The sequence below is a fragment of the Kribbella polygonati genome (assembly GCF_050320105.1).
Classification (GTDB): Bacteria; Actinomycetota; Actinomycetes; order Propionibacteriales; family Kribbellaceae; genus Kribbella.
The window spans coordinates 1616520-1640329 of record NZ_CP190129.1 but is presented as its reverse complement, the minus strand read 5'-3'; the positions used below and the strand labels follow the sequence as shown (position 1 = coordinate 1640329).

Below are 23810 nucleotides of genomic sequence, written 5' to 3'. Positions count from 1 at the left end.
AATTGAAGAATTCTGCAACTCGTGAACGGACGGAGCATCGGGTGGACACGTTCAGCGCCGAACTACGGCAGCGGATCCTTGCGGCCCGCGCCGCCCTGCGCGCTGCCCAGGAGGCCGGCGATCTCGACGCCGAACGCGTGTACGCCGGCGAGCTGGACAGTCATCTGCGGCTGGCCCTGGAGAACGACGTCACGGTGCCGCCGGAGCCCTCAGAGGGACCCGGACAGCCAGCGTGACGCGACCTTGAACTTGTTCTCGAGCCGGGCCCGGACCGCGTCCGCGACCAGCTGCTCGAGGGTGCCGCGGACGACCGGCAGGGAGGCCGTGATGTGCAGGTCGAACGCCTGCCGGGTGCCGCGCCCGACCGGCAGGATGCGGGTCGTGCCGGACACCTTCACAGTCGCGCCGGCGACCCCCGCCGTACCGGTGACGCCGCCGTCGACGTCGGCCTCGCGGGCACCGTCGACGTCCGCGCGATGCCAGCGCTTGGACTGCGCCAGCTCCAGCTTGTGACCGACGAACCGGCGCGCGACCACCGGCACCTCGGCGACCATCCAGTGCACCTGGACCGCGATGTCGTCACCGTCGTCGCCCACCTGCACCCCGTACGACTGCGCCCGCAACTGCTCGAAGACCTGCTCCTGGAACGTGATGTCGGTGATCATCGCGAAGACTTCCTCCGGAGAGGCGTCGTACGAGGTGGCGAGAGACAGATCCATGCGCCCCATCTTGCACCGACCGGCCACACCCGGTCACCGCCACTGCAGCTTCCGGCCGCCCGGCTCAGTCGAGCGCGAGGCGCATCCGCAGCTTCGGCGGATCGTCCTCGACCACGACGAAACCCAAGCGCTGGTAGAGTTCCTGCGCCTTGTTGCGTTGCAGGACGTGCAGCTCGACGGCGGAGGCTCCCGCCGTACGGGCGTGCTCGACGAACTGCCGGAGCAACGTCGTACCGACGCCACGCCCCTGCACCTCGGGAGCGATCTCGATCCGGGAGATGTAGTACGTCGACGCATCGGCCGGCCCGGCCTGGACCATCCCGGCCGGCTCCCCGTCGACCAGCACGATCTCGATGGTCTCCGGCGCGAACCAGGCGCGATGGAACTCCCGCTGTACGGCGTCGTCCCACGGACCCCAGGTCGCCTCGACGACGTCGCCGAGCGCGCGCCGGTGCAGGTCGTACAGGAACTCGCCGTCCGCGGCCGTCGCCGGACGGAGCCGGATGTCCATCACCCTCCAGTTGCCCTGGGCAACTATTTGGAGCTTGCCCTGCCTCAGGTATACCAGAATGGCCGACCAGCCGAATTCGGGTACTCAGCGGAAGGGTGGTGACACGATGGGCGACTTTCGGTAATCTTTTCGTGATGTTCACCGCGTAGCTGACTGAGAACGGGGCTTGGGAAGCGCATGCACATTCGCACCGGGCGGTGCGTGGCCTAGACATGTCCATACACATGGCCGCACGTACCGCCACCGCCAGAAGCACCTTCCACACCGAGGACGACGAGGAGGAACTGGTCCGGCTCGCGCAAGCGGGTGACGGAGCGGCCTTCGGCCGGCTCTACGACCGGTACCTGCCGTCGATCTACCGGTACACCTACAGCAAGACCTCGTCGCGATCCGCGGCCGAGGACCTGACCAGCGAGACGTTCCTGCGGGCGTTCCGCGCGATCGCCCGCCGGCCGCGGGCGCACCTGAACTTCGCGGCCTGGCTGGTCACGATCGCGAGGAACGTGGTGATCGACCACCACCGCTCCGGCTGGAGCCGGCTGGCGATCGTCACCGACGAGGTCGATCCGCAGGTCGACGAGGCGATCGGCCCGGAAGCGGCCGCGCTCGCCTCGGTCGGCGAGGCATCGCTGCGCGCCGCCCTCGGCCGGCTGCCGGACGACCAGCGCGAGTGCCTGCTGCTGCGCTTCTTCACCGGCCTGTCGATCAACGAGACCGCGACCGCGATGGACCGCACCGACGGCGCGATCAAACAACTCCAGTTCCGCGCCACCAACCGACTGCGCCGAATACTCAAGGATCTCTAGCCACCACTATTGTTGGGCGGGTGAGTACGCCGCTGTACCGGGTCAAGGCCGACTTCTTCAAGACGCTCGGCCATCCGGCGCGGATCCGGGTGCTCGAGTTGCTCAGTGAGCGGGACCACTCGGTGGCCGAGATCCTCACCGACGTCGGCATCGAGCCCACCAGCCTGTCGCAGCAGCTCGCCGTACTGCGCAGGTCCGGGCTGGTGTCGAGCCGCAAGCACGGGTCGACGGTGATCTACTCGCTGACCAGTCCGGAGGTCGCGGAGCTGCTGCGGGTGGCGCGGACGATCCTGACCGGCATGCTGTCGGAGCAGGCCGAGCTGCTGCAGGACCTGCAGGAGCCGCTGGCCGCGACCAAGGACCGGCGTACCGCCCGCGCGGGCCGCCGTTCCCGGCGTACTGCCTGAGAGTGCGCTGAGTGCCGGCTGAGGATCCGGGTGGCCGGTTCGTGAAGGCAGGCAGAACACGGGCCGGAAGAGCTTGCGCCACCTCATACCTTCCGGTAGGAAAGGGCGGGTGCCATCCGGCTCACGACCGCCCCTGTCGTACCGAGCGATCTTGATCGACACGTTCGGCTCCGGGCGGGCGACAACTCATATCTCACGGGGAGATATCGCATGAGCAATCCTTACGACGAAGACCAGCGCAACGACAGCCAGTACGGCGAGCAGGGTGGTCGGGAGGACTCCGGCAACAACTACGGATCCGGAGGCCAGGGCAACGACTTCGGCCAGGATTCCAGCGGAGGGGAATCCGGGGGGAACTCGTACGGCGGTGACAACGACCGCAACGAGGGCGGAAGCGACTACGGCCAGGGCAACAACTCCGGCAACGACTCGGGCAGCAGCTACGGCAACGACGCGGGCAACGACCGCGACGGCGGCTCCAGCTACGGCAACGACTCCGGCAACGACTCGGGCAACGACCGGGACGGCGGCAGCAGCTACGGTTCGGGCAACGACTCCAACGACGGCGGCTCCAGCTACGGCAACGACTCGGGCAACGACTCCAGCGGTGGCGACTACGGTCAGCGTCAGGAGTCCGGGGGCGGCTACGGCTCGGACGACAACGGCAACGACAACGAGCGTTCGGGCGGCGGCTACGGCTCGTCGAACGACGACAACAACAACTACGGAAACTGATCGGGGCTCGGAGCATGGGTGTTTTCGACAACATCAAGGACGCGGCCGAGGGCCTGAAGGAGAAGGCCGCGGACCTGATCGACGGTCACGAGGACAAGGTCGGCGAGGGCCTGGACAAGGCCGGCGACTTCGTCGACGAGAAGACCGGCGGCAAGTACGGCGATCAGATCGACAAGGGCGTTGACCTCGCGAAGGACCAGGTCAACAACCTCAACAACGAAGGCTGATCGCACGCCTGTGTAGCTGAGAGGCGGTCGTGGACACGGTCCACGGCCGCCTCAGGCATGTGCCTGGAAAGCCTGCACGGTCAGGGCCGCGAACCGCCGCGAAGCCGCCAGCCGCGCCGCCGGCGACGACGCGTGCAGCCCGCGGTGCGCGGTCAGCATGATCACCAGGTCGCCCAGCTGGAAGTCCCGCCGCAACCGCCCGCGCGCCTTCGCCCGCCGCGCCAGGATCCCGACCGACTTCACCGTGAGCTCGCGACTCGCGCTGCTGTCCACAGCCTCGGGGTACGTCGCCAGAAAGGCGTCGGTGAATCCGCGGTTGTGCACGTGCAGCTCGCAGATCCGCTCGATCACCAGGCAGAACCCCTCCCACGGATCGTCCGCGGCGAGCCCGTCCTCGACGATCTGCCGGCACGCCCGTTCCTGTTCTGCGAACGCCGCGGTCGCCAGGTCCTGCTTCGTCGGGAACCGCCGGTAGAGCGTGGCCGGCCCGACGCCGGCCGCGCGCGCGATGTCCCGCATCGGCACCGTCAGCCCGTTCTGGGCGAACAAGGTCCGCGCCGCGGTCAGGATCCGCTCGCGGTTGTCCTCCGCGTCGGCGCGCAGTTTCCGAGACAAACGATCGGTCACGACTCTCACTCTAGCCAACCGGACGCAGGCGTCCACTTACTCTCGAAGCAGTCGAGAGGAGAGTGCAGTGAAGGCAGTGGCCATCAAGGCGTTCGGCGGACCCGAGGGGCTGAGTGTCGTCGACCTTCCGGATCCCGAACCGGGTAGCGGTCAGGTCCGGATCGCGGTCGAGGCGGTCGGCGTCGGAGGTGTGGACGTGCTTATCCGCAGCGGAACGTTGTCGGCCTTCGGCTTCCGCGAGGGGCTCGTCCCCGGGTCGGAGGTCGCGGGGACAGTGGTTGCCGTCGGCCCCGATACGGACCGGTCCTGGATCGGGCAGCGGGTCTGGGCGTTCACCGGCCTCGGCGGCGGGTACGCCGAGCAGGCGATCGCCGCGGTCGAGGACGTCGTACCGTTGCCGCCCGGTCTGTCCCCCGCCGGATCGGTGACGCTCGGGAGCTCCGGGGTCGTCGCGCACTTCGGGCTGGCGCACGCCCACTTCCGGCGCGGCGAGTCGGTTCTCGTCCGGGGCGCGGCCGGCAGCATCGGCATCCTCACGGTGCGGCTCGCCGCACACGGCGGCGCGTCGGCGGTCGCGGTGACGACCTCGTCGGCCGAACGCGGAGAGCTGCTGCGCAAGGTCGGCGCGACGCACGTGCTGGACCGGTCCGGTGCCGGGGACGGCCTGGCGGCGTACGACGTGATCATCGACGTCGTCGCCGGTCCGGAACTGCCGTCGTTCCTCGGGAGGCTGCGGCCGAACGGGCGGCTGGTCGCGGTCGGCGCGGTCGCCGGACCACCGCCGGCCGACGTCGGTACGGCCTTGATGGCGAACTTCCGGAAGTCGTTGACGTTCGCAACGTTCAGCGCGGACACGGTGCCGCCCGCGGAGCGTCGTACCGTCCGCGTCGAGCAGTTCGCTGCCGCGGCGGCCGGGCAGTTGCCGATCGTGATCCACGACAAGTTGCCGCTGGACGACGCGGTGGTGGCGCACCAGAAGATGGACGCCGGCGAGGTGTTCGGGCGAATCGTGCTGACGCCCTAGTCCTCGTGGGTGGTGGCGAGTTCGATGAGGCGTTCGGCGACCTGGGCGCAGCGTTCCTCGGCGGCTCCGCGGGCGCTGCCGGTGAAGCGCAGCCGGGCGGTGGCGGTGATCGGCTCCGCGTGCACCTCGATCAGCGCGCCACCGGGACGTGACTGCACCCTGATCCAGATCCGCACCCATCCGCCGAGACCACTGCGGAGCCGCAGCACCAGGTCGTCCTCCGGGCGCCAGCGTTCGACCAGGGCGACGGTCAGGTGCCGGTTCTCCGCATGCCGCATCCGCGGTTCGCGACCGTCGTACCGCTGGACGACGCTGCCCTTCCGCGGCCAGTTGGGTCCCGCCCGGACCTCCGGCGGTACGGCGACCATCCAGTCAGCGAACCGCGACCCGTCCTGGATCACGTCCATGACGGCGTCCACGCCAACAGCGCCGAACCGCCATGCCATCACCATCGCAAGCCGCTTCCCTGTCCGCAACACGTACGGGACCCGTGTCTATCAGGTAGCACCCCGGTCTGGCACGTTTCACACGGCCCGCTGAACCGTCAACGAACTCCGGGGGTCTCAGCCGGCACTGCGGAAATGCGCTGCGTCCAGAGCGGACTGCAGCGAGCGACGGTATCCGTCAGAGGTGAACGTTGCCCCCGACACCGTATCGATGTGGAAGCTCTGCGCAGCAAGCGCTTCCTGCTTCAGCTGCGGCAGCGCGTACGAGCTGATCTCGCGGTCCCGCCCGCCCGACGACGGGTACGCGATCGCCTCGACCGCGACGAGCTTGCTCGCACGGACGGTGATCCGCACCTGGACCGGACCGTACCGCGTGCCGGCCGACGTACCGTTCACGGTGAGGTCGCCGGTGGACGAGCTCACCACTCCCGGCGCGGCCGCGGGTGTCGCCGGGTGGTCGACGCGGTTGGTGCTGGTCGGGTAGAGGAAGAGCAGCAGGAGCAGTACGCCGGTACCGCCGCCGACGAGCAGGTTGCGGCGGAGTCGCTCGGCGTGGGCAGTCACAGTGCGCCCGCCTGATGCGCCGCGTCGAGCGCGGACTGCAACGACTGACGGTAACCGCCGGAGGTGAACGTCGCTCCGGAGACGGTGTCGATGTTGGCGTTCTGCGCCGTCATCGTCTCCTGGTTGAGCTGCGGTACGGCGTAACTGTTGATATGATCGCTCCGCCCGCCCGTCGGGTGCTGGAGCGTGTGAGCCCTGGTGATCTTCCCGCCGCTGACCGAAACCTCCACCTGAACGGGCCCGTACTGCGTGTCCACCACGCCGCCGGCAACTACCACCGACTTGGCCGGCGGAGGAGACGGGGTGGGACTGGCCGTCCGCGTCGGCGCCGCGGAGGGCGTCCCACCGGGACGGCGAGATGGGCTGGGGTCGACCGGCCGCGGCGGCACGGCGGTGCGCGCCCCACCCCTGGCCGGCGTCGGCGACGCCGGGCGCCGTTGGCGCCGGCTGGTCGTGTGCGCGGACGTGGGCGTCGGTGTCACCGGGTTGACCACTGCGGCTGTGCCTGTGGTTGTGCCTGTGGTTGTGGTGGTGGGTTGTTGGAGGCTTGTGCGGAAGGCGACCGCTACTACCGCCGTCGTCGCCACCGTCATCAGCAGTCTGATCCCGCGCCTCACGCACGTGCTCCCTTCACCATGAGAATCGTTCCTGGTGCAGCTGGTTCGCCGGCAGGCCGACCCTGAGGACGGCCGCCGCGACCGCGTCCATCCACGGGTCCGGGCCGCACACGTACACGTCGTACTCCGTGATCCCCGGCACCAGTCGGCGTACGGCGTACTCGTCCGACCAGGACGCCGCGCCGTCCGGCAGCCATGACCGGCGGCGGCGCAACCGCGGTCCCAGCAGGTAATGCACCGCGATCCCCCGCCGCCGCGCCAGCTGCTCGAGCTCGTCCCGGAAGACCAGGTCCTCCTCGCTGTGCGCCCGATACACCAGCACCGCCTCCCCCGGCCGGTACTCAAGCTCCTCCAGCAGCGCCCGCAGCGGCGTGATCCCGATCCCGCAGGCGAACATCGCGACCCGATCGGTCACCCGTCGCTCGGCCGTCAACCGCCCGTACGGCCCCTCGACCGCGACCCGCGTTCCCGGCCGCAGCCAGGGCAACCGGCTGCTGCTGTCCCCCGCCACCTTCGCGGTGACCCGCAGTCGATCAGGCGCCGGCGAAGCCGACAGCGAGTACGGATTCCCCCGCGACCACCCCGGCCCGTCGAGGAACCGGAAGACGAAGTACTGCCCGGCCCGTACGGGCATCCGATGCAGCCCACGTCCGCCGATCAGCACCGTCACGACACCAGGTGCTTCCTGGATCACCTCACGCACGGTGAGCCCGTGCCGCAGCGTCCGCCAGGCCGGCAACAGGACCCGGTAGAGCACGATCGCCCCGGCCGCGACGCCGTACGCCGTCCACCAGTACAGCTGGGCGATCCGCGAGGTCGAGAAATCCGCGCCGGTCCAGATCTCGTGCGGTATCGACAGCCCGACCCCGAGGTAGGCGTACAGGTGCAGCAGATGCCACGACTCGTACCGCAGTACCTTCCGTGCCGCCCGGATCGAGGTGAGCACGACCAGGGTCAGCGCGATCGCCGCCGCCGTCGCCAGCAGCATCCCGCCGTACGTCGTGACGACCGTCCACGTCTCGTGCAGCAGGTCGTTGTGGTCGCGCAGCGTGTAGCCGACGAGGATCAGCGCGATGTGGACGAGCAGCAGGTTGAACGACCAGAAGCCGACCAGCCGGTGCCGGCGGGCGAGCTCGTCCTGCCCGTAGCTCCGCTCGATCATCGGCACCCGCGCCATCAGGAACACCTGCACCAGCAGCAGGTCGGCCGCCACCAGGCCGGACAGCCGGCCGAGGGACGTGATCAGGTCCGCGGGACTGCTGAACAGGCTCTGCAGCCCGCGCCCCGAGACCCACAGCGCGACGACCACCAGCACGCTCGCCCAGCACGCGATCCCCACCGCGTCCCGCCACCAGGACGGCGTCCGCGGCGCCCGCCGCCGCAGATGCGGCATCCGCGGACGACCGAGGGCCGACACGGCTGCACGGGAGGTCATGCCCCCGACGATGCCCGCCGTTTCTTAGCCCTTCCTTGGACCACCCCCGACCCCCCCCCGACCGACACCTACCTCACCTCCTCACCACGCGCCCACCCCACACCCCTAACCGAGACCCCGCCCACACCTACCTCAACCCGCCACCACGCGCCCGCAGGGCGCCTCCCCAGACCCATCACCACCCGCCCAGAGGACGCCTCCCCAGAACCCTCACCGAGACCCCGGCCGACACCTACCTCAACCCGCCACCACGCCCCCGCAGCGCGCCTCCCCACACCCATCACCCCGCGCCCGCTGGGCGGCCCCCGGATCCGTCACCGAGGCCCCGCCGGCACCTGCCTCAACCTGTCACCGCGCGCCCGGAGGGCGCTTCACCGGGGTGTCGTCGCGGAGTGCCGGGAACACCAGCTCGAACGTCGCGCTGGCGTCGCTCGGTGCCACCGGCACCTGCCTCAACCTGTCAGCGCGCGCCCGGAGGGCGCTTCACCGGAGTGTCGTCGCGGAGGGCCGGGAACACCAGTTCGAAGGTTGCGCCGGTCTCGCTCGGGGCCAGGCGTAGTTGGCCGCCGAACCGGTTCGCTACGTCGTGGGCGAGCGCCAGGCCGAGCCCGTAGTGCGCCCGCCCGCGCCGCTGGCCACCGGAGTCGAACCGCCGCAGCACCCGCTGGGCCGCCTCCGGGCCGATCCCGGGACCGGTGTCGCTGACCGACAGGATCACGTCCCGGCGCTGCCGCCGGACCACGATCCGCACCTCGCCGCCGCGCGGTGTGTGATCGATCGCGTTGTCCACCAGTGCGAGCGCCGCCCGCCGGATCGCACTCGCCGAGCCGAGCGCGGGCGCACTGTCACGGTCCGACGCCGACCGTACCCGGACACCCACCTGCTGCGCGTGCGCCTTCGCGGCCTCGGCGACGTCGTCGGCGAGCACCACGAGGTCGACCGGCTCCTGCTCCTCCGCACGCCGCGGATCGGCCGCGGCCAGCAGATCGTCGACAACCTCGGTCAACCGCCGCGTGTCGCGAACCACCCCGTCCGCGTCGTCCAGAACCTGCTCGCTGGCCCCGTCGCGATGCAACGACCGCCCCAGCAACTGCGCCCGCGTACTCAGCAACGTCAACGGCGTCCGCAGCTCATGCCCCGCGTTCGCCACGAACGCCCGCTGCAACGTCAACGCCTCGGCCAACGGCCGTACGGCGCGACGCCCGATCAGCACGCCCAACAGCCCGGCAAGCACCAGCGCCAGCACCGCGGCGAGCCCCATCGCCTGCAGCATCCGGGCGCGTTCCTTGTGCTGCGCCGACAGGTCCAGCACCGCCTGCACCGGACGCCCCTTCACCAGCCCGGTCGCGATCCGGTACTCGCCGTCGTCGTCCTCGACCGTGGTCACCTGGATCCGCTGCGCGGCCTCGGTCCGCAACGCCAGCAGGTCCGGCCGCAGGTCGTCGGGCAGTCCGGGCGACGCGGTGTCGCCCAGCACCAGCCAGGCACCGGCCGGCGGGTCGCCCACGTCGTCCGCACTGGCAACCGCCGACCTGAGCAGGTCGTCCGCCGCCCCCGACTGCCCGTGGATCATCACCACCGTGACGAGCACGATCAGCAGCAGCATCGCCAGCGCGACCAGCGCCGCGGCCTGTACGGCGACACCGCGCGCGGCACGTCGTACCAGCACCTCGTCGCCGATGGGCCGGCCGCTCATGCACCACCCAGCCGGTAACCGAGGCCGCGCACGGTGCTGATCACGCCCTGCCCGAGCTTCCGTCGGCAGTAGTGCACGTACGTGTCGACGACCGTCTCGGACTCCGCGTCGTCGAACACCCGGTCGAGCAGATCCGCACGGCTGAACACGACCCCGGGCCGCGCCGCCAGGAGGCCGAGCAAGGCAGCCTCCCGCTCCGACAGCTCCACCCGCCCACCGGCCGTCCGCTGCACGGTCCGCGTGGAGAGGTCCAGCAGCCCACCCGGCACGGCGAGTTGCCCGGCATGGTCGAGGTGCCGCCGCAGCAGCGCCCGGAGGCGGGCCAGCAACTCGGTCAGCTCGAACGGCTTGGTCAGGTAGTCCTCCGCGCCCGCATCGAGCCCCTCGACCCGGTCCTCCGTGCTGTTCCGCGCCGACAGCACCAGGATCGGCGTACCGACGCCCCGGCCGCGCAATCGCGCGATCAGGTCCAGCCCTTCCACCGCGGGCAGGCCGCGGTCGACGATCATCGCGTCGAACGGGCGGGTCAGCCCGACGTGCAGCCCGGTGTGCCCGTCGGCGGCGAGCTTGACGGCGTACCCCTCGTCGCGGAGGACCCGGTCGAGCATTCCGGCCAGGTCCGCGTCGTCCTCGATCACCAGGATCCGCCCGCTCACGTCACGCCCCACCCGGGCGTCGCCTGGAGGTTGCCGTCGGCAAGTACACCGAGTCCTTCGTACCCGGCCGGCAGCACCTCGGGCCAGCCGTCCCCGGCGACGAACGCCGCGGTGGCGAGGATGTCGGCGTACTCCAGCGAAGCCCCGCTGACCGAGACCGACAGCCACCGGCTCGTCGCCGGACGACCGGTCCGCGGGTCGTACAGGTGCTCGCCGCGGGCCGCCGTACCGCTGGTGGCCACCGCTCCCCCGGTCCGGGCCAGGCTCGCGACCACCCGGCCGGGGTCGTGCGGGTCCTGGATCCCGATCGTGAACGGCGTACCGCCCGGGCAGATGACGAGTACGTCGCCGCCCGCGTTCAGGCACCAATCGACGCCGTCGACCGCGCGCAGCCGGTCCCCGGCCCGCTCGACCGCCCAGCCCTTCACCAGCCCGGACGGATCCCATCCGCCGTCCGGCAGGTCGGCGTCGAACAGCCCGCCGGTCAGCTCCCGCGCCGCGGCGCACCGCTCGGCGACATCGCGGACGTCGGCGTGGACCTCGTCGAGGCCGATCTCGGCACGCCCGAGCCGGCTGACGTCGCTGTCCCGCTTGTACGGCGAGAACACCCGGTCGACGTCGTCCAGTTCGGCGTACAGCTCCTTGACCGCGGCCTCGGCCGCGGCGGAGTCGGCGTACTCTCCCCGGGCCAGCACGCTGATGGGCATCCCCATCAGCTGCTCGACCCAGCTCCGCCTCATGATGCCGAGGCTAGAGATCCTTCCCTGAGGACAAGCTGAGCCTGGTACGCCGCCACGTGCTGGGCGATCACCCGCTCCCAAGTCATGCTCGGCCGCGTGTGCCGGTTGTACTGCTGCAGCCGGTTCAGTACGGCGGGAGTCATCAGCAGCGCCGCCGTCGTCCGGGCCATCTCGTGGTCCGTGTCGACGAGGTACCCCTCGATCCCGTTCCGGACGAACTCGCCGACGCCGCCGGTCGACATCGCCACCACCGGCAGCCCCGCGCACCGTGCCTCGAGCGCCGCCACCCCGAACGACTCCAGTTCCGCGGGCGCCAGGTACACGTCCGACGCCGCGTACAGCTGCCGCAACTCGTACCGCGTCAACCGCCCGGGAAGCTCCACCCACGGCGCGAAGTCCAGCCGCCGCGCGTCCAGCGCCCGTTCACGCGGTCCCGCCCCGGCGATCACGCCGCGCAGCGGGATGTGCGCCGGCACGAGGTCGCGGATCGCCGCGAGGGTGTCGAGCAACGCGAGCGGTCTTTTCCGGCGGGCCAGCCGCATCGTGCTCACGATCGTCAACGGGTGCTCCGGCCGCTGCTCCGATCGCCACGCCGCCGGGTCGACGCCGTTGTGCAGTACGTCGACCCTGCGCCCCGGCAACGCCCGCCGGATCACGTTCGCGACCGCCCCGCTGACCGCGGTCCAGCCCACATTGCCCATGTACCGGTCGAGCGGCGCCAGCGGCCACGGCATCGTCGGACCGGGCAACGAGTGCACGGTGACGATCGCGGACCGCGCCAGCCGGGCCGCCCGCCAGGCCAGCGGCGACACGATCGACGAGTGCGCGTGCACGATGTCGAACGAGCCCAGCTCGGACCGCAGCCGGCCGACCGACGACGGCAGCGGTACGCCGGCCCTCGACGGCAGCCGCACCACCGGTACGCCGGAAGGCGCGCCCTCCTGGAGCGTGTAGACCGTGACGTCGTGCCCGGCCCGGATCAGGTGTACGGCGAGGTCGTGCACCTGCAGCTCGATACCGCCGAGGGCCGGCAGGTAGACGTCGCTGACCAGCGCGATCCTCATGCCGCCACCACCTGCGACCGGCGCTGCAGGGAGGTCCAGATCGCGAGCATCACACCGCCCACCGGAATCTCCATCAGGAACGTGAAGCCGCGGAACAGCAGCAACCCCGCGGCAACGCCCGCGGGGTCGCCGCCGAGCGCGACCAGCGCGGCCGTCGTACCGATCTCGACGACGCCCGCGCTGCCCGGCGTGATGGCCACCAGCGTCAGCAACCGCTCCACCGCCAGCGCCGTGAACAGCACCGCCAGGCCGAGGGGTACGTGCAGCACCTGGAAGCACAGCCACAGCAGCGCCAGCTGGAGCGCGAGGTACGCGACCATCCCGCCTGTCATCGGCCGCCAGCCGGTGCGCATCAGCTGCAGCGTCGTCCGCCGGAACCGGGGAAGCCGTTCCTCGAGACGCGAACGCCGGAACACCTTGTCCAACTGGCGGCCGATGGTCTTGGCGGCCCGCTCGTCGGCGAGGATCCAGACGCCCAGCAGGACGGCGACCGGCACCGGCAGGAAGAGCAGGCTGCTCGGGCCGAACGCGGCCGCGCTGTGCAGGATCGGCACCAGGCCGAGCGCGATCGCGATCACTCCGAGCTTCGACACCACGTTCAGCAGCGTGGTCACGGTCAGGAAGCCGCCGAACGCCCGCCGGGTGAAGCCCCAGCGGCGCACCATCGTGAAGTTCAGCGCCGTGCCGACGGCGCCACCGAGTGGGAGAACGTTTGCCACCGCGCTGCCAGTGAGGCTCAGCGTCAGCGCGCGGCGCTTCGTCAGTCCGGGCAAGGACGCGGCCAGGACGAACGAATGTGCCCACAAGCCCGCGATCCACACGACCGCGAGCAGTATCAGCGACCCGACCGACACCCGCGCGAGTACGTCGCCGACCTCGTGCCAGGTCGAGCCGACCGCTCGTGGCAGGAACACCACGAGGGCCCCCGTTACCAACGCACTCAGGACGGACGTCAGCAGCCGCCGTCGCCAACCCGCAAGCCGTTCTCGCTCGTTCATCGACACCAGCCTGTCGCGCCGGTGCTGAGAGGGTGCTGAGAGAGACTGGCCAGAGGGCGTACGGCATGCCATGCTTCGAGCATGGCGAGGCCGTACACCCTGGTGGCTTTCCACGCGCACCCGGACGACGAGGCCTTGCTGATGGGCGGCACTCTGGCGCGGCTCGCCGCGGAAGGTCATCGCGTCGTGCTGGCGGTCGCCACCGACGGCGAGGCAGGGGCGGCCGCCTCGTCGTACCGCTCAGGGCCGGGGCTGGCGTCGTACCGGCGGGACGAACTGGACCGCTCGGCGGCCGCGCTCGGCTGCGCGCGAGTGGTCCGGTTCGGCTTCAAGGACTCCGGCTCGTCGGGCCCGCCCACGGACGGCGGCTTCAGTACGCTCCCCGCGGCGGAGGCGGCGCAGCCGTTGATCGAGCTGCTCCAGGAGGAGCAGGCCGACGCGCTGACGATCTACGACCCGGCCGGCGGCTACGGGCATCCCGACCACCGCCAGGTGTACACGGCCGGCACGTACGCCGCCGAGCGGGCCGGCACCCCGTTGGTGCTGGAGGCAACGATCGACCGGCGGCTGATCCGCCGGCTGATCCGGATCGTGACGGCGCTCCCCGGCGTACTGCCCGCGGTGTCGACGGCGGCGTACGAGCACGCCTACTCCCCCAGTACGGCGATCACGCATCGGGTCGACGTACGACGGTACGCGCCGCAGAAGCGGGCGTCGTTCGAGGCGCACGCGAGTCAGGCGAGCGCCGACCAAGGGGACCGCACGCTGGGCCTGCTGCTCAAGCTGCCGCGGTGGCTGTTCCGTTCGATGCTCGGCCGGGAATGGTACGTCGAGCACGGCCGCACCCCCGGCGCACCGCTGGACGACCTGTTCGCCTCGCTCAAGCAGTAAGCCGATACGCCGGCACGGCAACGGCCGTCACGACGACGTGCATCAGCATCAGGCCCGCGACCGCTGTGCCGGAGGTGCCGGGGATGAACTTGGTGGCCAGCAGCAACAGGTCCGGGATCATCGACAGCACGAGCACCACGGGCACCACGACCTTGAGCGCGGCCGCGGACCGGCGGCGGACGGCCGTCCAGCCGGCGTACCCGGCCGCGGTCCCGACCAGCGTCAGCGGAACGAAGACCGGCGCGGTCAGCGGCGCGAAGCCGGCATCCGCACCGAGCGCGATCGCGCCGCGCGCGACCAGGTAGTTCAGCCCGGCCGCCACTATCGCGGCGGCGAGCAGGACGGCGTACCGGCGGCGACCGACCGCCACGGACTGCCGCTGGACATCGATCGAAGCCATCGGGCCACCTCCAGAATCGATACGACTCTCGTACTAATTTGAGAGTAGCCGAGAGCCCTGAGCAAGCACCAGAGGTTCGGCGAAATCAGTCCGAAACTCGTACTATTGGCCGGTGAGCACCGCAGACAGCAGCACGCCGAGGGTGTCCCGTTCGGCGGGCGCCAGCACCTGCAGCATCCGCCGTACCTCGGTGCGCAGCCGGCGCTCGAACTCCTCCGCGACCTCGGCTCCGCGCTCGGTCGGCGTGACCACGAAGTTCCGCCGGTCGGCCTCGTCCGGCACCCGGGCCACCAGGCCGGCGGTCTCCATCCGGGCCACCACGCCGGTCATCGTCGACTTGGTCAGCCGCAGCTCCGCGCCGAGCCCGAGCATGTTGGTCGGCTGCCGGTGCAGGACGAACAGCAGCCGCGCCTGCTGCATGGTCAGCCCGAGGTCCGAGCTGATCCGCTCGTACTGCTCGGTGACCGCCGTCGACACCCGGATCAGAGCCGGCCCGGCCGCGAGTGCTTTCACCACCGTGGGACCCCTTCCAATCGCTGACAAGAGATGCCAGAAACCCGTCGAAGATGGCCAACGATAGCGGCAACTTTTCGGCCCGGTCCGGATTCCAATGCGGTACGACGGAGGCGGGGGTGCCTCCGCGTCAGGGGAGGAACCGCCATGATTCGCAAGACCGTAGGTCTCGCTTCCGCCGCCGTGCTCGCGCTGGGGATCGGCACGGCCGCGACGGCACAGGCACAGCAGTCCACGACGGCCGGGCAGACCGCCACCACGGCCGCCTGCGCGCTCCGGCTCGGATCGGTGACGTCCACCGGGGCGTTCACCAGCCGGATGGTCAACGCCACCAGCCCGATCACGATCGGCGGCGTCCGCGGCACCGCCGGCGTGTTCGCGCCCAACCAGGTGCAGCACATCAGCACGTTCACCGGTACGCCGCTGCTCAGCACTCTGGAGGCACGCTCCGGGCTGACGGTGCAGGCCGGTGCGCTCTACACCAACTCGTTCGTCGTCGACGGCGAGAGCCAGGTCGACCCGCACTACCCGAAGAACAACCTCCGCGTCGGCGGCGGTTGGGGGAACTACCGCTGGATCGAGCAGTCCGTCCTGCAGCCCGCGAACGCCGGTGACCCGGCGCGGGTCCTGCTGTACGGGCAGCGCACCGACGGCATCACGCAGCGCTGGGTGTCCGACGGGGGCAGCTGGCGCATCACCTCCGGCGTCGGCGGCCTGAGCACGGTCAAGGGCATCGCGCTGATCGGGCGGACCGCGACGTCCGAGACGTTCCTGGCCAACACCCGGTCCGGTGCGCTGGTCACGGTGACCTGGCCGACGAAGTACCTCGCGGCGCCGACCAGCAGGGTCGTCCGTGGATCCACCTGGCAGGGCTTCGAGCAGCTGATCGCGACCAAGTGCGGCACCAACGGCACGCTGCTGCTCGGCATCGACCGGGACACCAAGTCCGGCTACCTGTACGCCGTCAGCCACGCCAACGGCACCGGCACGGTGATCCGGAGCCTCGGTAAGGTCCCGCTGACGTTCTCGGACCCGCAGTACTTCCGGATCGCCCCGAAGTACGACGTCCTGAACGGCGGCTGACCGCTCCGTAGCACCAACGACGCCGCCCTCCGGCATGACGTCCGGAGGGCGGCGTCGTTGGTGTAGGGGCATGATGTGAGGCCCCAGGGAGGCATTTGATGAGCAGTACAGGACTTGCGGCGCTCGCCCGCTGGGCGGACGCGCACCTGGACGACCTGACCGACGAGACGTGTACGGCGATCCGGGTGAAGATCCCGTTCTACCGCGACAGCGGCGTCGTCGACGCCGAAGAGATGCACAAGTCGGTCAAGGGCAACATCCGGGCCACCATCGGCGTCCTGCGCCGTCCTGACACGTCCCTCGACACCCGCCCGGCCCAGTACACCGGCCGGCGGCGGGCGGAACAGAGCGTCCCGCTGCCGGAGGTGCTGCAGGCCTACCGCCTGGGCTTCGAGGTGCTGTGGGACCGGCTGGTCGCGCACGTCCGGCGCAGCTGGGAACCTGACGAGGCCGACGGCCTGCTGACCGCGGCCGGCGTCCTGTGGCGCTTGAGCGACGAGCAGTCCCTCGCCGCCACCGAGGAGTACCGCGCGACCACCGCCGCGATCCTGGTCGCCCAGCAGCACCAGCGGTCGGCGCTGGTCGAGGCCCTGTTGAGCGGTCAGCCCGGCCCGCAGGGCGGTCCGTGGGAGGCGGCCGCGCTGCTCGGGTTCCCGCCGAACAGCCAGCTGATCGTGGTCGCCGCCGAGACCAAGGGCCTGGCCGAGGAGAGCCTGCCCGGGATCGAGCAGCAGCTCGCCGAGTACGGCGTCGTGTCCGGCTGGCGGCTGACGCCGGCGCTGCAGCTCGGGCTGGTGTCGGTCCCGGACGAGCCCGCACCGCTGCTCGCCCTGCTCCGGGATGCGGCGACGGCGCGGACCGGGATCAGTCCGCCGTACGACTCCCCCGCCGAGACGCCGCGGGCGCTGCAGCTCGCGCGGACCGCGCTGGTCACGCTGCCGGTCGGGACGGCCGAGGTTCAGGTGTTCGACTCCAGCCCGCTGGCCGGGATGATGGCGATGGACCCGCGCGAGGGCCGGCGGATCGCGCAGCAGGTGTTCGGCCCGGTGCTGACGCTGCCGGCCGAGGACCGCGCCGTACTGCTGGACACCTTCGACGCGCACCTCGACCACGGCGGGTCCGCCGAGGCGGCCGGTGCCGCGCTGCATTGCCACCCGAACACGATCCGCTACCGCCTGCGCCGGCTCCAGGAGCTGACCGGCCGCTCGCTGACCGATCCGCGGCAGGCGTCCGAGCTCGCGGCCGCGGCGTACGCCGTCCGGCTGTTGCCGCTGACGACACCGGCTGTCGGTGCCGACAACCTCGCCGCGCTCTCCGACCGGCAGGTGCAGACTCGTCTCTAGACCCCTACCTAGAGGGAGCGGGAGACGATGAGCGACCAGGGCGGCGACGGACCGGCGACCGAGGCGGAATGGTCGCAGAAGGACTACCACCACCCGTCCGCGGGCTGGGGTGCGGCGATGTCGGTGGCCAAGGTGCTCGGCCGCGAGCACGCGATCACGTCCGGGCCGCGGGCGATGCTGAAGATGAACCACGAGAACGGCGGGTTCGACTGCCCCGGCTGCGCCTGGCCGGACGCGATCGACGGGCTCAAGCTCGACCTCTGCGAGAACGGCGTCAAGCACGTCGTCTGGGAGATGACCCCGAAGCGCACCGGCCCGGAGCTGTTCGCCGCGCACACCGTCACCGAGCTGGAGAGCTGGACCGACTTCGCGCTCGAGGACGCCGGCCGGCTGACCGAGCCGATGGTGTACGACGCGACGACGGACCACTACGTACCGATCAGCTGGCCCGCCGCGTTCGACCTGATCGGCGCGGAGCTCCAGGCGCTCGACTCCCCCGACCAGGCGGCGTTCTACACGTCCGGCCGGCTCAGCAACGAGGCGACGTTCCTGTACCAGCTGTTCGCCCGTGAGTACGGCACGAACAACCTGCCGGACTGCTCGAACATGTGCCACGAAGCCTCCGGCCGCGCGCTCCAGGCCGCCCTCGGAACCGGCAAGGGTACGGCGGACCTGAAGGACTGGGAGACCGCCGAGGCGATCTTCGTGCTCGGGGTGAACGCCGCCTCGAACGCGCCCCGGATGCTGACCGCGCTGTCCGACGCGTACCGGCGCGGCGCGCAGATCGTGCACGTCAACCCGCTGGTCGAGGCCGCCGCCGGGCGGACGATCGTGCCGCACGAGTTCGTCGACATGGCGCTGAACAAGTCGACCCCGACCAGCACGCTGAACCTGCAGGTCCGGGTCGGCGGCGACCTGGCGCTGCTCCGCGGCATCGCGAAGGCGGTCCTCGAGGAGGCCGAGACCGACCGGAAGGCGCTCGACGAGGTGTTCCTCGAGCGGTACACGGACGGCTTCGCGGCGTACCGGAAGATCTGCGCGGAGACCGACTGGGCGGACCTCGTCGAGCAGTCCGGGCTGACCGAGGCGGACATCCGCCGGGCCGCGACGATCTACTCACGGTCCCGCCGTACTCTGATCAGCTGGTGCCTCGGCGTCACCCAGCACGAGCACGGTGTCGACACCGTCCGGGAGATCGTCAACCTGCTGCTGCTCCGCGGCAACCTCGGCCGCGAGGGCGCCGGGCCGTCGCCGGTCCGCGGGCACAGCAACGTGCAGGGCAACCGGACCTGCGGGATCGACCACCGGCCGAGTACGACGTTCCTCGACCGGCTCGCGGCCGCCTGCGACATCACTCCGCCGCGGCACCACGGGCTGGACACGGTCAAGACGATCGCGGCCATGCGGGACGGGTCGGTGAAGGTGTTCGTCGGGATGGGCGGCAACTTCGCGCTCGCCGCGCCGGACACGGCCGCGACCGCCGAGGGCCTGCGCGCGTGCGAGCTGACCGTCCACGTCAGCACCAAGCTGAACCGCAGCCACCTCGTGCACGGCCGGCAGGCGCTGATCCTGCCGTGCCTCGGCCGGACCGAGCTGGACGTCCAGGAGGCCGGTCCGCAGTCGGTGTCGGTCGAAGACTCGATGAGCATGGTCCACCTGTCGACCGGCCGCAAACGCCCCGCGTCGCCGTCGCTGCTGTCCGAGCCCGCGATCGTCGCCGGGATCGCCCGGGCGACGCTGCCGGACACCCGGACCCCGTGGACGGCGTACGTCGAGGACTACGACCGGATCCGCGACACCATGGCGCGGGCGCTGGACGGGTTCGAGGACTTCAACCGGCGGGTCCGGCACCCGCTCGGCTTCCGGCTCCGGCAGCCCGCCCGCGAACTGGTCTTCCTGACCGGCAGCGGCCGCGCCGAGTTCTCCACCGCGGACCTCCCGGACGTCCGGCCCGCGGACGACGACGTACTGATCCTGCAGACCATGCGGTCGCACGACCAGTGGAACACCACGATCTACTCCGACAACGACCGCTACCGCGGCGTGAAGAACCTCCGCACACTGATCCTGATGAACGCCGACGACATGCAGACCCGCGGCCTCGCCCAGGGCGACCTGGTCGACATCAGGGCGACCGCCCGCGACGGCTCCATCCGGGTCCTCCGCGAGTACCGCGCCCTCCGCTACAACATGCCCCGTGGCAACGCGGCCGGGTACATGCCGGAAATGAACGTCCTGATCGCCGCCACCGACTACAGCACCCAGAGCGACCAGCCGCTGATGAAGAACGTGCACGTCCGGGTCACCAGATCCGCCTGAGACCTGCCTCCGTTATGCTGAACGGCGATAGACCGGCGGTGGGGCTCGCCGGACCGAACTGTCGCAGTCCGGCGGCCAACAGTCCCTACCTGTGGAACCTCTCGGCGTCGCGCCGGGAGGTCAGTGCTGGTAGGAGGCCTGTCTGTGGAGCACCATCCTGGGAATCCGCTGCCGCGCGGCGCGGTCGACTCCGACGTCGACCTGCGGGTCGACGGCCGTGATCGGCGGGTGCACGACCCGGCGGTCCTCGGCGTGATCGCGGCCGGCGGGGCGCTCGGCGCCACCGCGCGGTACCTGATCGGCCTCGGCTGGCCGACGCCGGTGGGCGGGTTTCCCGTCAACACCTTCGTGATCAACATCGTGGGCTGCGGGCTGATCGGGATCCTGATGGTGCTGGTCACCGACGTCTTCACCCAGCAGCGGCTGGTCCGCCCGTTCCTCGGCACCGGGGTGCTCGGCGGGTTCACGACGTTCTCGACGTACGCCGTGGACATCGAGAAGCTCGTCACCGGGGACCACGCCGGGACCGCGCTGCTGTACCTCGCCGCCACGATCGTCGGCGCGCTGCTCGCGGTCCGTTGCACGGTGAGCGCGACGCGGGCCCTGATCACCTGGCGGACCCGATGACCCGGCTGCTGCTGGTGATCGCCGGCGGCCTGATCGGGGCGCCGCTGCGGTACGTCGCCGACCGTGCGGTCCAGGCCCGGCACGACTCGATGTTCCCGTGGGGCACGTTCAGCGTGAACGTGCTCGGCTCACTCGTCCTCGGGTTCCTGGCCGGGGCGTCGAACGCGTTCCCGCCGGGCGTCCAGCTGTTCGTCGGGACCGGCTTCTGCGGTGCGCTGACGACGTACTCGACGTTCTCCTACGAGACGATCCGGCTGTTCGAGGACCGGGCCCGGTTCCTCGCCGTCGCGAACGTGACCGCGAGCATCGTCGCCGGCCTGGGGAGCGTCTTCCTGGGCGCGGCGGTCAGTCAGGCGCTCTGGTCCTGAACGTGATGGACTTGAGTCCGTGACGGAGCTGAGGTACTCGAGCCACGCGTTCGACGCGCTGCGGCCGGTGGACCTGCTGGCCGATGAGGTCCGGCAGCGGCGCGAGACGGGGTACGACGTCGACGCGCTCGTACAGGAGGCGAACCGGACCGATCCGGCCGACCGCGAGGCGGTCCTGGACCTCGTCGACCGGATGTCCCTCGCCGAACGCCTGCCCGGCTGGACGTACGTCGAACCGGACGGCCTCGCCGACATCGAGGACACGCTGGACGGCCCGCCCGCGGCGTCCGGCGTACCCGAGGCCGAGCTGGCCGACCGGATCCACGGCGGCTGGCTCGGGCGGATCGCCGGGTGCAACCTCGGCAAGCCGGTCGAGTCCGGCGACTACTGGACGTCGGACCGGATCCGCGAGTACCTCGAGCTCGCGGACGCGTTTCCGCTGCGCGACTACGTGCCGGTGCTGGACCCGATGCCGGACGGGTTCCGGCTGGTCCCGTGCTGGCCGGAGACGACCCGCGGCAACGTGCACGGCTCGGCGCGGGACGACGACATCGACTACGCGATCCTGGCGCTGCACCTGCTCGAGAAGCACGGCGACGAACTGCGCACCGAGGATGTGGGGCGCGCGTGGACGCGGCTGTTCCCGATCGAGCAGGTGTACACGGCGGAGCGGGCGGCGTACCTGAATCTGGTCAACGGGTTCGCCGTACCGGAGGTCGCGCGGCGGCGGAACCCGTACCGGGAGTGGATCGGCGCGCAGATCCGCGGTGACGTGTTCGGGTACGTGCACGCCGGTGACCCGTGGGCCGCGGCGCGGCTCTCGTACCGGGACGCCGTACTGTCGCACGCCGGGAACGGGATCTACGGCGAGCTGTGGGCGGCGGCGCTGGTCGCGGCCGCGTTCACCGCGTCGTCGCCGCGCGAGGTGGTGGAGCGCGCGACCGGCGTCGTGCCGCCGGGGTCGCGGCTGGCCCAGGCGCTGCGGGACGTCGTCGAACTGCACGACGCCAAGGTCACCTGGGAGAACGCGCTCGCGCAGCTCCAGGAGCGGTACGGGCACTACTCGTGGGTGCACACGATCAACAACGCGGCGATCGTGGCGGCCGCGTTGCTGTGGTCGGAGGGCGACTGGATCACCGGCGTCGGCCGGGTGGTGATGAGCGGCTGGGACACCGACTCGAACGGCGCGACCGTCGGCTCGGTGCTCGGCGTACTGACCGGCACCCGGGGCCTGCCCGAGCACGTGATCGCGCCGTTGGAGGACCGCACCCGGTCCGCGCTGTTCGGCTTCGACCACGCCCGGATCTCGGACCTCGCGGAGCGCACCGTCCAGCTCGCCGTGCAGCGCCGACGGTGATGCTCGACCGGTCGGAGTCCGCACTCGGCATCGTCCTCGGCTCACGGTTCTACCGCTCCGCGTTCCTGTCATTGCTGGTCGCCGGCATCGGGGTGTCGGCGGCGACTCCGCAGCTGACGCTGTTCCTGGTCCGCGAACTGCACACACCGCTGCCCGTCGCCGGGTTGTACTACGTGACGAACCTGGCCGCACCGCTCGCCGGATTCCTGGTCGGGCGCTGGTCCGACTGGAGCCACGACCGGCTGCTGTGGTTCCGGATCTGCGCGCTGATCGGTGCGGCCGGCTGGCTCGCGATGGCGGCGTCGACCGCGGTGTGGATGCCGTTCGTGATCAGCGCACTCGCCTTGAGCGTCGCCGGTGGGTCGATGGCGCAGCTGTTCGCGGCCTGCCGGGACGAGCTCAGCCGGCACCCGACCCGGGCCGAGAACCGGGTGATCGCGACCGTCCGGATGGCGTTCACCACCGGCTGGATCCTCGGCCCGGTGTTCGGCAGCTGGTTCGGCGGCGTCTTCGGGTTGCGACCGTTGCTGGTGGCAACGGCCGTCTGCGTGTTCGCCCAGGTCCTCCCGCTCGGCCGGCAGCACGTCGAGCGGTACGCCGACCCGCAGCGGATCCCGTCCACCGAACGGCGCCGGATCGACCACATGCTGCCGCTGCTGGTCTTCACCGCGGTGTGCGTGCTCGCGATGACCGGCGACACGATCAAGTTCGGCTACCTGCCGCTCTACATGGCCGACCAGCTGCACGTCTCGGACACCGTCCGCGGCGCCGTCATCGGCATCCAGCCGCTGCTCGAACTCCTGCTGCTCCCGGTCGTCGCCCGGCTCGCCGACCGGTACGGCGCCATCCGCGCGATGACGGCAGGCGCCGTACTCGGGCTGGCCGGCAACGTCACGTACGCAGTCAGCACGTCCGTCGCGGGCCTGTTCCTCGGCCAGACCCTGACCGCCGGCCTCTGGGCCTGCGTCGGCGCCCTCGGCGTCACGATCGCCCAACGCCTCTACCCCGAAGGCGTCGGAACCGCCTCCGGCATCTTCCTCAGCGCGATCCCACTGGGCTCCGCGATCGGCGGCACCATCGGCGGCATCGGCGTCGCCGCCATCGGGCTCCCCCACGTCTTCTTCATCCCGGCCGGCCTGACCGCGCTCGCCGTGGTCGGGTTCGCCGCGCTCAGCGCGTCAGACGTGGGCCGAGAGCGCCGCCAGTAGAACGGACACCGCCACGCCGCCGAGGACGATCAGGGCAACGATCAGCAGCGGGCTCTCCGTACGCGGCGGCGCGTGCTCCAGATTGTCCAGCCGCGAGAGGTTCGGGCCCCAGCCGAACGGTGGCGGCGGATCCTCGGGCAGCGCGTGGCCGCCGTACGTCGGCATCGATCCGTCAGGCAGTGCCGGCGGCGGCTTGAACTCCGCCTGGTCCTCATCAGGCATCTGTGGTCCTCCCCACGGACACCGCCGCGGTCTCCCCACCGCGACAGGTGCCAGGGACCTACTGTGCAGCACGCGAACCGCTCTCGGCACCCTCTGGTTCCGGCTTTCACCGACCGTCAACCTGTAGCCACGTGACGTATAGGCGGAGGTGGCCTCGGCCTGTCATTCTCGGGTAGTTCCTTTCCGCCCTGAAATAAGTGAGGAGCA

At 70.9% G+C, this 23810-nt stretch carries 29 protein-coding genes; 14 read left to right on the top strand and 15 right to left on the bottom strand.

The window, feature by feature from the left end; translation table 11 throughout:
• Positions 1–41 precede the first annotated feature (41 nt).
• Positions 42–236 (top strand): hypothetical protein, encoded by a 195-nt coding sequence (locus ACQHIV_RS07710; protein WP_427892776.1) that lies wholly within the window; start codon positions 42–44, stop codon positions 234–236.
• On the opposite strand, the gene ACQHIV_RS07705 is transcribed toward ACQHIV_RS07710, so the two are convergent.
• Together ACQHIV_RS07705 and ACQHIV_RS07700 are read right to left on the bottom strand one after the other, a co-directional pair.
• Positions 210–719, bottom strand: a complete 510-nt coding sequence (locus ACQHIV_RS07705; protein WP_427892775.1) for a DUF2505 domain-containing protein — start codon at positions 717–719, stop codon at positions 210–212. The genes ACQHIV_RS07710 and ACQHIV_RS07705 overlap by 27 nt on opposite strands.
• 64 nt (positions 720–783) lie before the next feature.
• Entirely contained in the window at positions 784–1230 is a 447-nt protein-coding gene (locus tag ACQHIV_RS07700; RefSeq protein WP_427892774.1) for an N-acetyltransferase family protein, read from the bottom strand.
• A gap of 224 nt (positions 1231–1454) precedes the next feature.
• Between ACQHIV_RS07700 and ACQHIV_RS07695 the strand changes: the two genes are divergently transcribed.
• The 4 genes from ACQHIV_RS07695 (at position 1455) to ACQHIV_RS07680 (ending at position 3405) form a co-directional block, all read left to right on the top strand.
• Entirely contained in the window at positions 1455–2036 is a 582-nt protein-coding gene (locus ACQHIV_RS07695) for a sigma-70 family RNA polymerase sigma factor (RefSeq protein ID WP_427892773.1), read from the top strand.
• Positions 2037–2056: 20 nt separating this feature from the next.
• Entirely contained in the window at positions 2057–2443 is a 387-nt protein-coding gene (locus ACQHIV_RS07690; protein ID WP_427892772.1) for an ArsR/SmtB family transcription factor, read from the top strand.
• 210 nt (positions 2444–2653) lie between these two features.
• Positions 2654–3178, top strand: coding sequence for a hypothetical protein (locus tag ACQHIV_RS07685; RefSeq protein WP_427892771.1), 525 nt, complete (start codon positions 2654–2656; stop codon positions 3176–3178).
• A gap of 14 nt (positions 3179–3192) precedes the next feature.
• Positions 3193–3405 carry an antitoxin gene (locus tag ACQHIV_RS07680; RefSeq protein WP_427892770.1) on the top strand — a complete coding sequence of 71 codons (213 nt, stop codon included), beginning with the start codon at positions 3193–3195 and terminating at the stop codon, positions 3403–3405.
• A gap of 51 nt (positions 3406–3456) precedes the next feature.
• Here the strand turns inward: ACQHIV_RS07680 and ACQHIV_RS07675 are convergent, their stop codons facing one another.
• On the bottom strand, positions 3457–4032 hold the full coding sequence (locus tag ACQHIV_RS07675) for a TetR/AcrR family transcriptional regulator (protein ID WP_427892769.1): 576 nt from the start codon (positions 4030–4032) through the stop codon (positions 3457–3459).
• A gap of 67 nt (positions 4033–4099) precedes the next feature.
• Here ACQHIV_RS07675 and ACQHIV_RS07670 point away from each other — a divergent pair, with 67 nt between their 5' ends.
• The gene (locus ACQHIV_RS07670; protein ID WP_427892768.1) at positions 4100–5056 is read left to right on the top strand and encodes a zinc-binding dehydrogenase; all 957 of its coding nucleotides are present in this window, start codon (positions 4100–4102) and stop codon (positions 5054–5056) included.
• Here ACQHIV_RS07670 and ACQHIV_RS07665 read toward each other — a convergent pair.
• From ACQHIV_RS07665 to ACQHIV_RS07625, 9 genes are all read right to left on the bottom strand, one after another.
• A complete protein-coding gene (locus tag ACQHIV_RS07665; protein WP_427892767.1) occupies positions 5053–5508 on the bottom strand; it encodes a hypothetical protein in 456 nt (151 codons plus the stop codon). The genes ACQHIV_RS07670 and ACQHIV_RS07665 overlap by 4 nt on opposite strands.
• 111 nt (positions 5509–5619) lie before the next feature.
• Entirely contained in the window at positions 5620–6066 is a 447-nt protein-coding gene (locus ACQHIV_RS07660) for an FMN-binding protein (protein ID WP_427892766.1), read from the bottom strand.
• A complete protein-coding gene (locus ACQHIV_RS07655) occupies positions 6063–6326 on the bottom strand; it encodes an FMN-binding protein (RefSeq protein ID WP_427892765.1) in 264 nt (87 codons plus the stop codon). The genes ACQHIV_RS07660 and ACQHIV_RS07655 overlap by 4 nt, the downstream gene beginning before the upstream one ends.
• A 370-nt stretch (positions 6327–6696) precedes the next feature.
• On the bottom strand, positions 6697–8118 hold the full coding sequence (locus ACQHIV_RS07650) for a ferredoxin reductase family protein (RefSeq protein WP_427892764.1): 1422 nt from the start codon (positions 8116–8118) through the stop codon (positions 6697–6699).
• Positions 8119–8578: 460 nt separating this feature from the next.
• Positions 8579–9814 (bottom strand): sensor histidine kinase, encoded by a 1236-nt coding sequence (locus ACQHIV_RS07645; RefSeq protein ID WP_427892763.1) that lies wholly within the window; start codon positions 9812–9814, stop codon positions 8579–8581.
• Positions 9811–10470 carry a response regulator transcription factor gene (locus ACQHIV_RS07640; RefSeq protein WP_427892762.1) on the bottom strand — a complete coding sequence of 220 codons (660 nt, stop codon included), beginning with the start codon at positions 10468–10470 and terminating at the stop codon, positions 9811–9813. The genes ACQHIV_RS07645 and ACQHIV_RS07640 overlap by 4 nt, the downstream gene beginning before the upstream one ends.
• On the bottom strand, positions 10467–11210 hold the full coding sequence (locus tag ACQHIV_RS07635) for an FAD:protein FMN transferase (RefSeq protein ID WP_427892761.1): 744 nt from the start codon (positions 11208–11210) through the stop codon (positions 10467–10469). Before ACQHIV_RS07635 ends, ACQHIV_RS07640 begins: the two co-directional genes overlap by 4 nt.
• Entirely contained in the window at positions 11207–12274 is a 1068-nt protein-coding gene (locus tag ACQHIV_RS07630) for a glycosyltransferase family 4 protein (RefSeq protein ID WP_427892760.1), read from the bottom strand. The genes ACQHIV_RS07635 and ACQHIV_RS07630 overlap by 4 nt, the downstream gene beginning before the upstream one ends.
• On the bottom strand, positions 12271–13272 hold the full coding sequence (locus tag ACQHIV_RS07625; protein WP_427892759.1) for a lysylphosphatidylglycerol synthase transmembrane domain-containing protein: 1002 nt from the start codon (positions 13270–13272) through the stop codon (positions 12271–12273). Before ACQHIV_RS07625 ends, ACQHIV_RS07630 begins: the two co-directional genes overlap by 4 nt.
• An 81-nt stretch (positions 13273–13353) precedes the next feature.
• Between ACQHIV_RS07625 and ACQHIV_RS07620 the strand changes: the two genes are divergently transcribed.
• Positions 13354–14163, top strand: coding sequence for a PIG-L deacetylase family protein (locus ACQHIV_RS07620; protein ID WP_427892758.1), 810 nt, complete (start codon positions 13354–13356; stop codon positions 14161–14163).
• On the opposite strand, the gene ACQHIV_RS07615 is transcribed toward ACQHIV_RS07620, so the two are convergent.
• Together ACQHIV_RS07615 and ACQHIV_RS07610 are read right to left on the bottom strand one after the other, a co-directional pair.
• Positions 14153–14563, bottom strand: coding sequence for a DUF6069 family protein (locus ACQHIV_RS07615; protein ID WP_427892757.1), 411 nt, complete (start codon positions 14561–14563; stop codon positions 14153–14155). The two genes, ACQHIV_RS07620 and ACQHIV_RS07615, sit on opposite strands and share 11 nt — an antisense overlap.
• A 102-nt stretch (positions 14564–14665) precedes the next feature.
• Positions 14666–15079, bottom strand: coding sequence for a MarR family winged helix-turn-helix transcriptional regulator (locus tag ACQHIV_RS07610; RefSeq protein ID WP_427892756.1), 414 nt, complete (start codon positions 15077–15079; stop codon positions 14666–14668).
• A 144-nt stretch (positions 15080–15223) separates the two neighbouring features.
• Between ACQHIV_RS07610 and ACQHIV_RS07605 the strand changes: the two genes are divergently transcribed.
• From ACQHIV_RS07605 to ACQHIV_RS07575, 7 genes are all read left to right on the top strand, one after another.
• Complete coding sequence (locus tag ACQHIV_RS07605; protein WP_427892755.1) at positions 15224–16159, top strand: hypothetical protein; 936 nt, start codon at positions 15224–15226, stop codon at positions 16157–16159.
• Between the two features lie 98 nt (positions 16160–16257).
• A complete protein-coding gene (locus tag ACQHIV_RS07600; RefSeq protein ID WP_427892754.1) occupies positions 16258–17502 on the top strand; it encodes a PucR family transcriptional regulator in 1245 nt (414 codons plus the stop codon).
• 27 nt (positions 17503–17529) lie between these two features.
• The gene (locus ACQHIV_RS07595; protein WP_427892753.1) at positions 17530–19821 is read left to right on the top strand and encodes an FdhF/YdeP family oxidoreductase; all 2292 of its coding nucleotides are present in this window, start codon (positions 17530–17532) and stop codon (positions 19819–19821) included.
• A gap of 144 nt (positions 19822–19965) precedes the next feature.
• On the top strand, positions 19966–20448 hold the full coding sequence (locus ACQHIV_RS07590) for a fluoride efflux transporter FluC (protein ID WP_427892752.1): 483 nt from the start codon (positions 19966–19968) through the stop codon (positions 20446–20448).
• Entirely contained in the window at positions 20445–20816 is a 372-nt protein-coding gene (gene crcB, locus ACQHIV_RS07585; protein ID WP_427892751.1) for a fluoride efflux transporter CrcB, read from the top strand. Before ACQHIV_RS07590 ends, crcB begins: the two co-directional genes overlap by 4 nt.
• A 19-nt stretch (positions 20817–20835) precedes the next feature.
• Positions 20836–22173, top strand: a complete 1338-nt coding sequence (locus tag ACQHIV_RS07580; RefSeq protein ID WP_427892750.1) for an ADP-ribosylglycohydrolase family protein — start codon at positions 20836–20838, stop codon at positions 22171–22173.
• Positions 22173–23381: an MFS transporter gene (locus ACQHIV_RS07575; RefSeq protein ID WP_427892749.1), complete on the top strand. Its 1209-nt coding sequence runs from the start codon at positions 22173–22175 to the stop codon at positions 23379–23381. Before ACQHIV_RS07580 ends, ACQHIV_RS07575 begins: the two co-directional genes overlap by 1 nt.
• On the opposite strand, the gene ACQHIV_RS07570 is transcribed toward ACQHIV_RS07575, so the two are convergent.
• Positions 23352–23603: a hypothetical protein gene (locus ACQHIV_RS07570; RefSeq protein ID WP_427892748.1), complete on the bottom strand. Its 252-nt coding sequence runs from the start codon at positions 23601–23603 to the stop codon at positions 23352–23354. The two genes, ACQHIV_RS07575 and ACQHIV_RS07570, sit on opposite strands and share 30 nt — an antisense overlap.
• Between the last annotated feature and the right edge of the window lie 207 nt (positions 23604–23810).

Bases quoted from the DNA above. Each gene is read 5' to 3' on its own strand.
- ACQHIV_RS07705 (WP_427892775.1), bottom strand. From the start codon at position 719: ATGGATCTGTCTCTCGCCACCTCGTACGACGCCTCTCCGGAGGAAGTC.
- ACQHIV_RS07700 (WP_427892774.1), bottom strand. From the start codon at position 1,230: ATGGACATCCGGCTCCGTCCGGCGACGGCCGCGGACGGCGAGTTCCTG.
- ACQHIV_RS07695 (WP_427892773.1), top strand. From the start codon at position 1,455: ATGGCCGCACGTACCGCCACCGCCAGAAGCACCTTCCACACCGAGGAC.
- ACQHIV_RS07685 (WP_427892771.1), top strand. From the start codon at position 2,654: ATGAGCAATCCTTACGACGAAGACCAGCGCAACGACAGCCAGTACGGC.
- ACQHIV_RS07680 (WP_427892770.1), top strand. From the start codon at position 3,193: ATGGGTGTTTTCGACAACATCAAGGACGCGGCCGAGGGCCTGAAGGAG.
- ACQHIV_RS07665 (WP_427892767.1), bottom strand. From the start codon at position 5,508: ATGGTGATGGCATGGCGGTTCGGCGCTGTTGGCGTGGACGCCGTCATG.
- ACQHIV_RS07650 (WP_427892764.1), bottom strand. From the start codon at position 8,118: ATGACCTCCCGTGCAGCCGTGTCGGCCCTCGGTCGTCCGCGGATGCCG.
- ACQHIV_RS07645 (WP_427892763.1), bottom strand. From the start codon at position 9,814: ATGAGCGGCCGGCCCATCGGCGACGAGGTGCTGGTACGACGTGCCGCG.
- ACQHIV_RS07635 (WP_427892761.1), bottom strand. From the start codon at position 11,210: ATGAGGCGGAGCTGGGTCGAGCAGCTGATGGGGATGCCCATCAGCGTG.
- ACQHIV_RS07630 (WP_427892760.1), bottom strand. From the start codon at position 12,274: ATGAGGATCGCGCTGGTCAGCGACGTCTACCTGCCGGCCCTCGGCGGT.
- ACQHIV_RS07625 (WP_427892759.1), bottom strand. From the start codon at position 13,272: ATGAACGAGCGAGAACGGCTTGCGGGTTGGCGACGGCGGCTGCTGACG.
- ACQHIV_RS07620 (WP_427892758.1), top strand. From the start codon at position 13,354: ATGGCGAGGCCGTACACCCTGGTGGCTTTCCACGCGCACCCGGACGAC.
- ACQHIV_RS07615 (WP_427892757.1), bottom strand. From the start codon at position 14,563: ATGGCTTCGATCGATGTCCAGCGGCAGTCCGTGGCGGTCGGTCGCCGC.
- ACQHIV_RS07605 (WP_427892755.1), top strand. From the start codon at position 15,224: ATGATTCGCAAGACCGTAGGTCTCGCTTCCGCCGCCGTGCTCGCGCTG.
- ACQHIV_RS07600 (WP_427892754.1), top strand. From the start codon at position 16,258: ATGAGCAGTACAGGACTTGCGGCGCTCGCCCGCTGGGCGGACGCGCAC.
- ACQHIV_RS07595 (WP_427892753.1), top strand. From the start codon at position 17,530: ATGAGCGACCAGGGCGGCGACGGACCGGCGACCGAGGCGGAATGGTCG.
- crcB (WP_427892751.1), top strand. From the start codon at position 20,445: ATGACCCGGCTGCTGCTGGTGATCGCCGGCGGCCTGATCGGGGCGCCG.
- ACQHIV_RS07575 (WP_427892749.1), top strand. From the start codon at position 22,173: ATGCTCGACCGGTCGGAGTCCGCACTCGGCATCGTCCTCGGCTCACGG.
- ACQHIV_RS07570 (WP_427892748.1), bottom strand. From the start codon at position 23,603: ATGCCTGATGAGGACCAGGCGGAGTTCAAGCCGCCGCCGGCACTGCCT.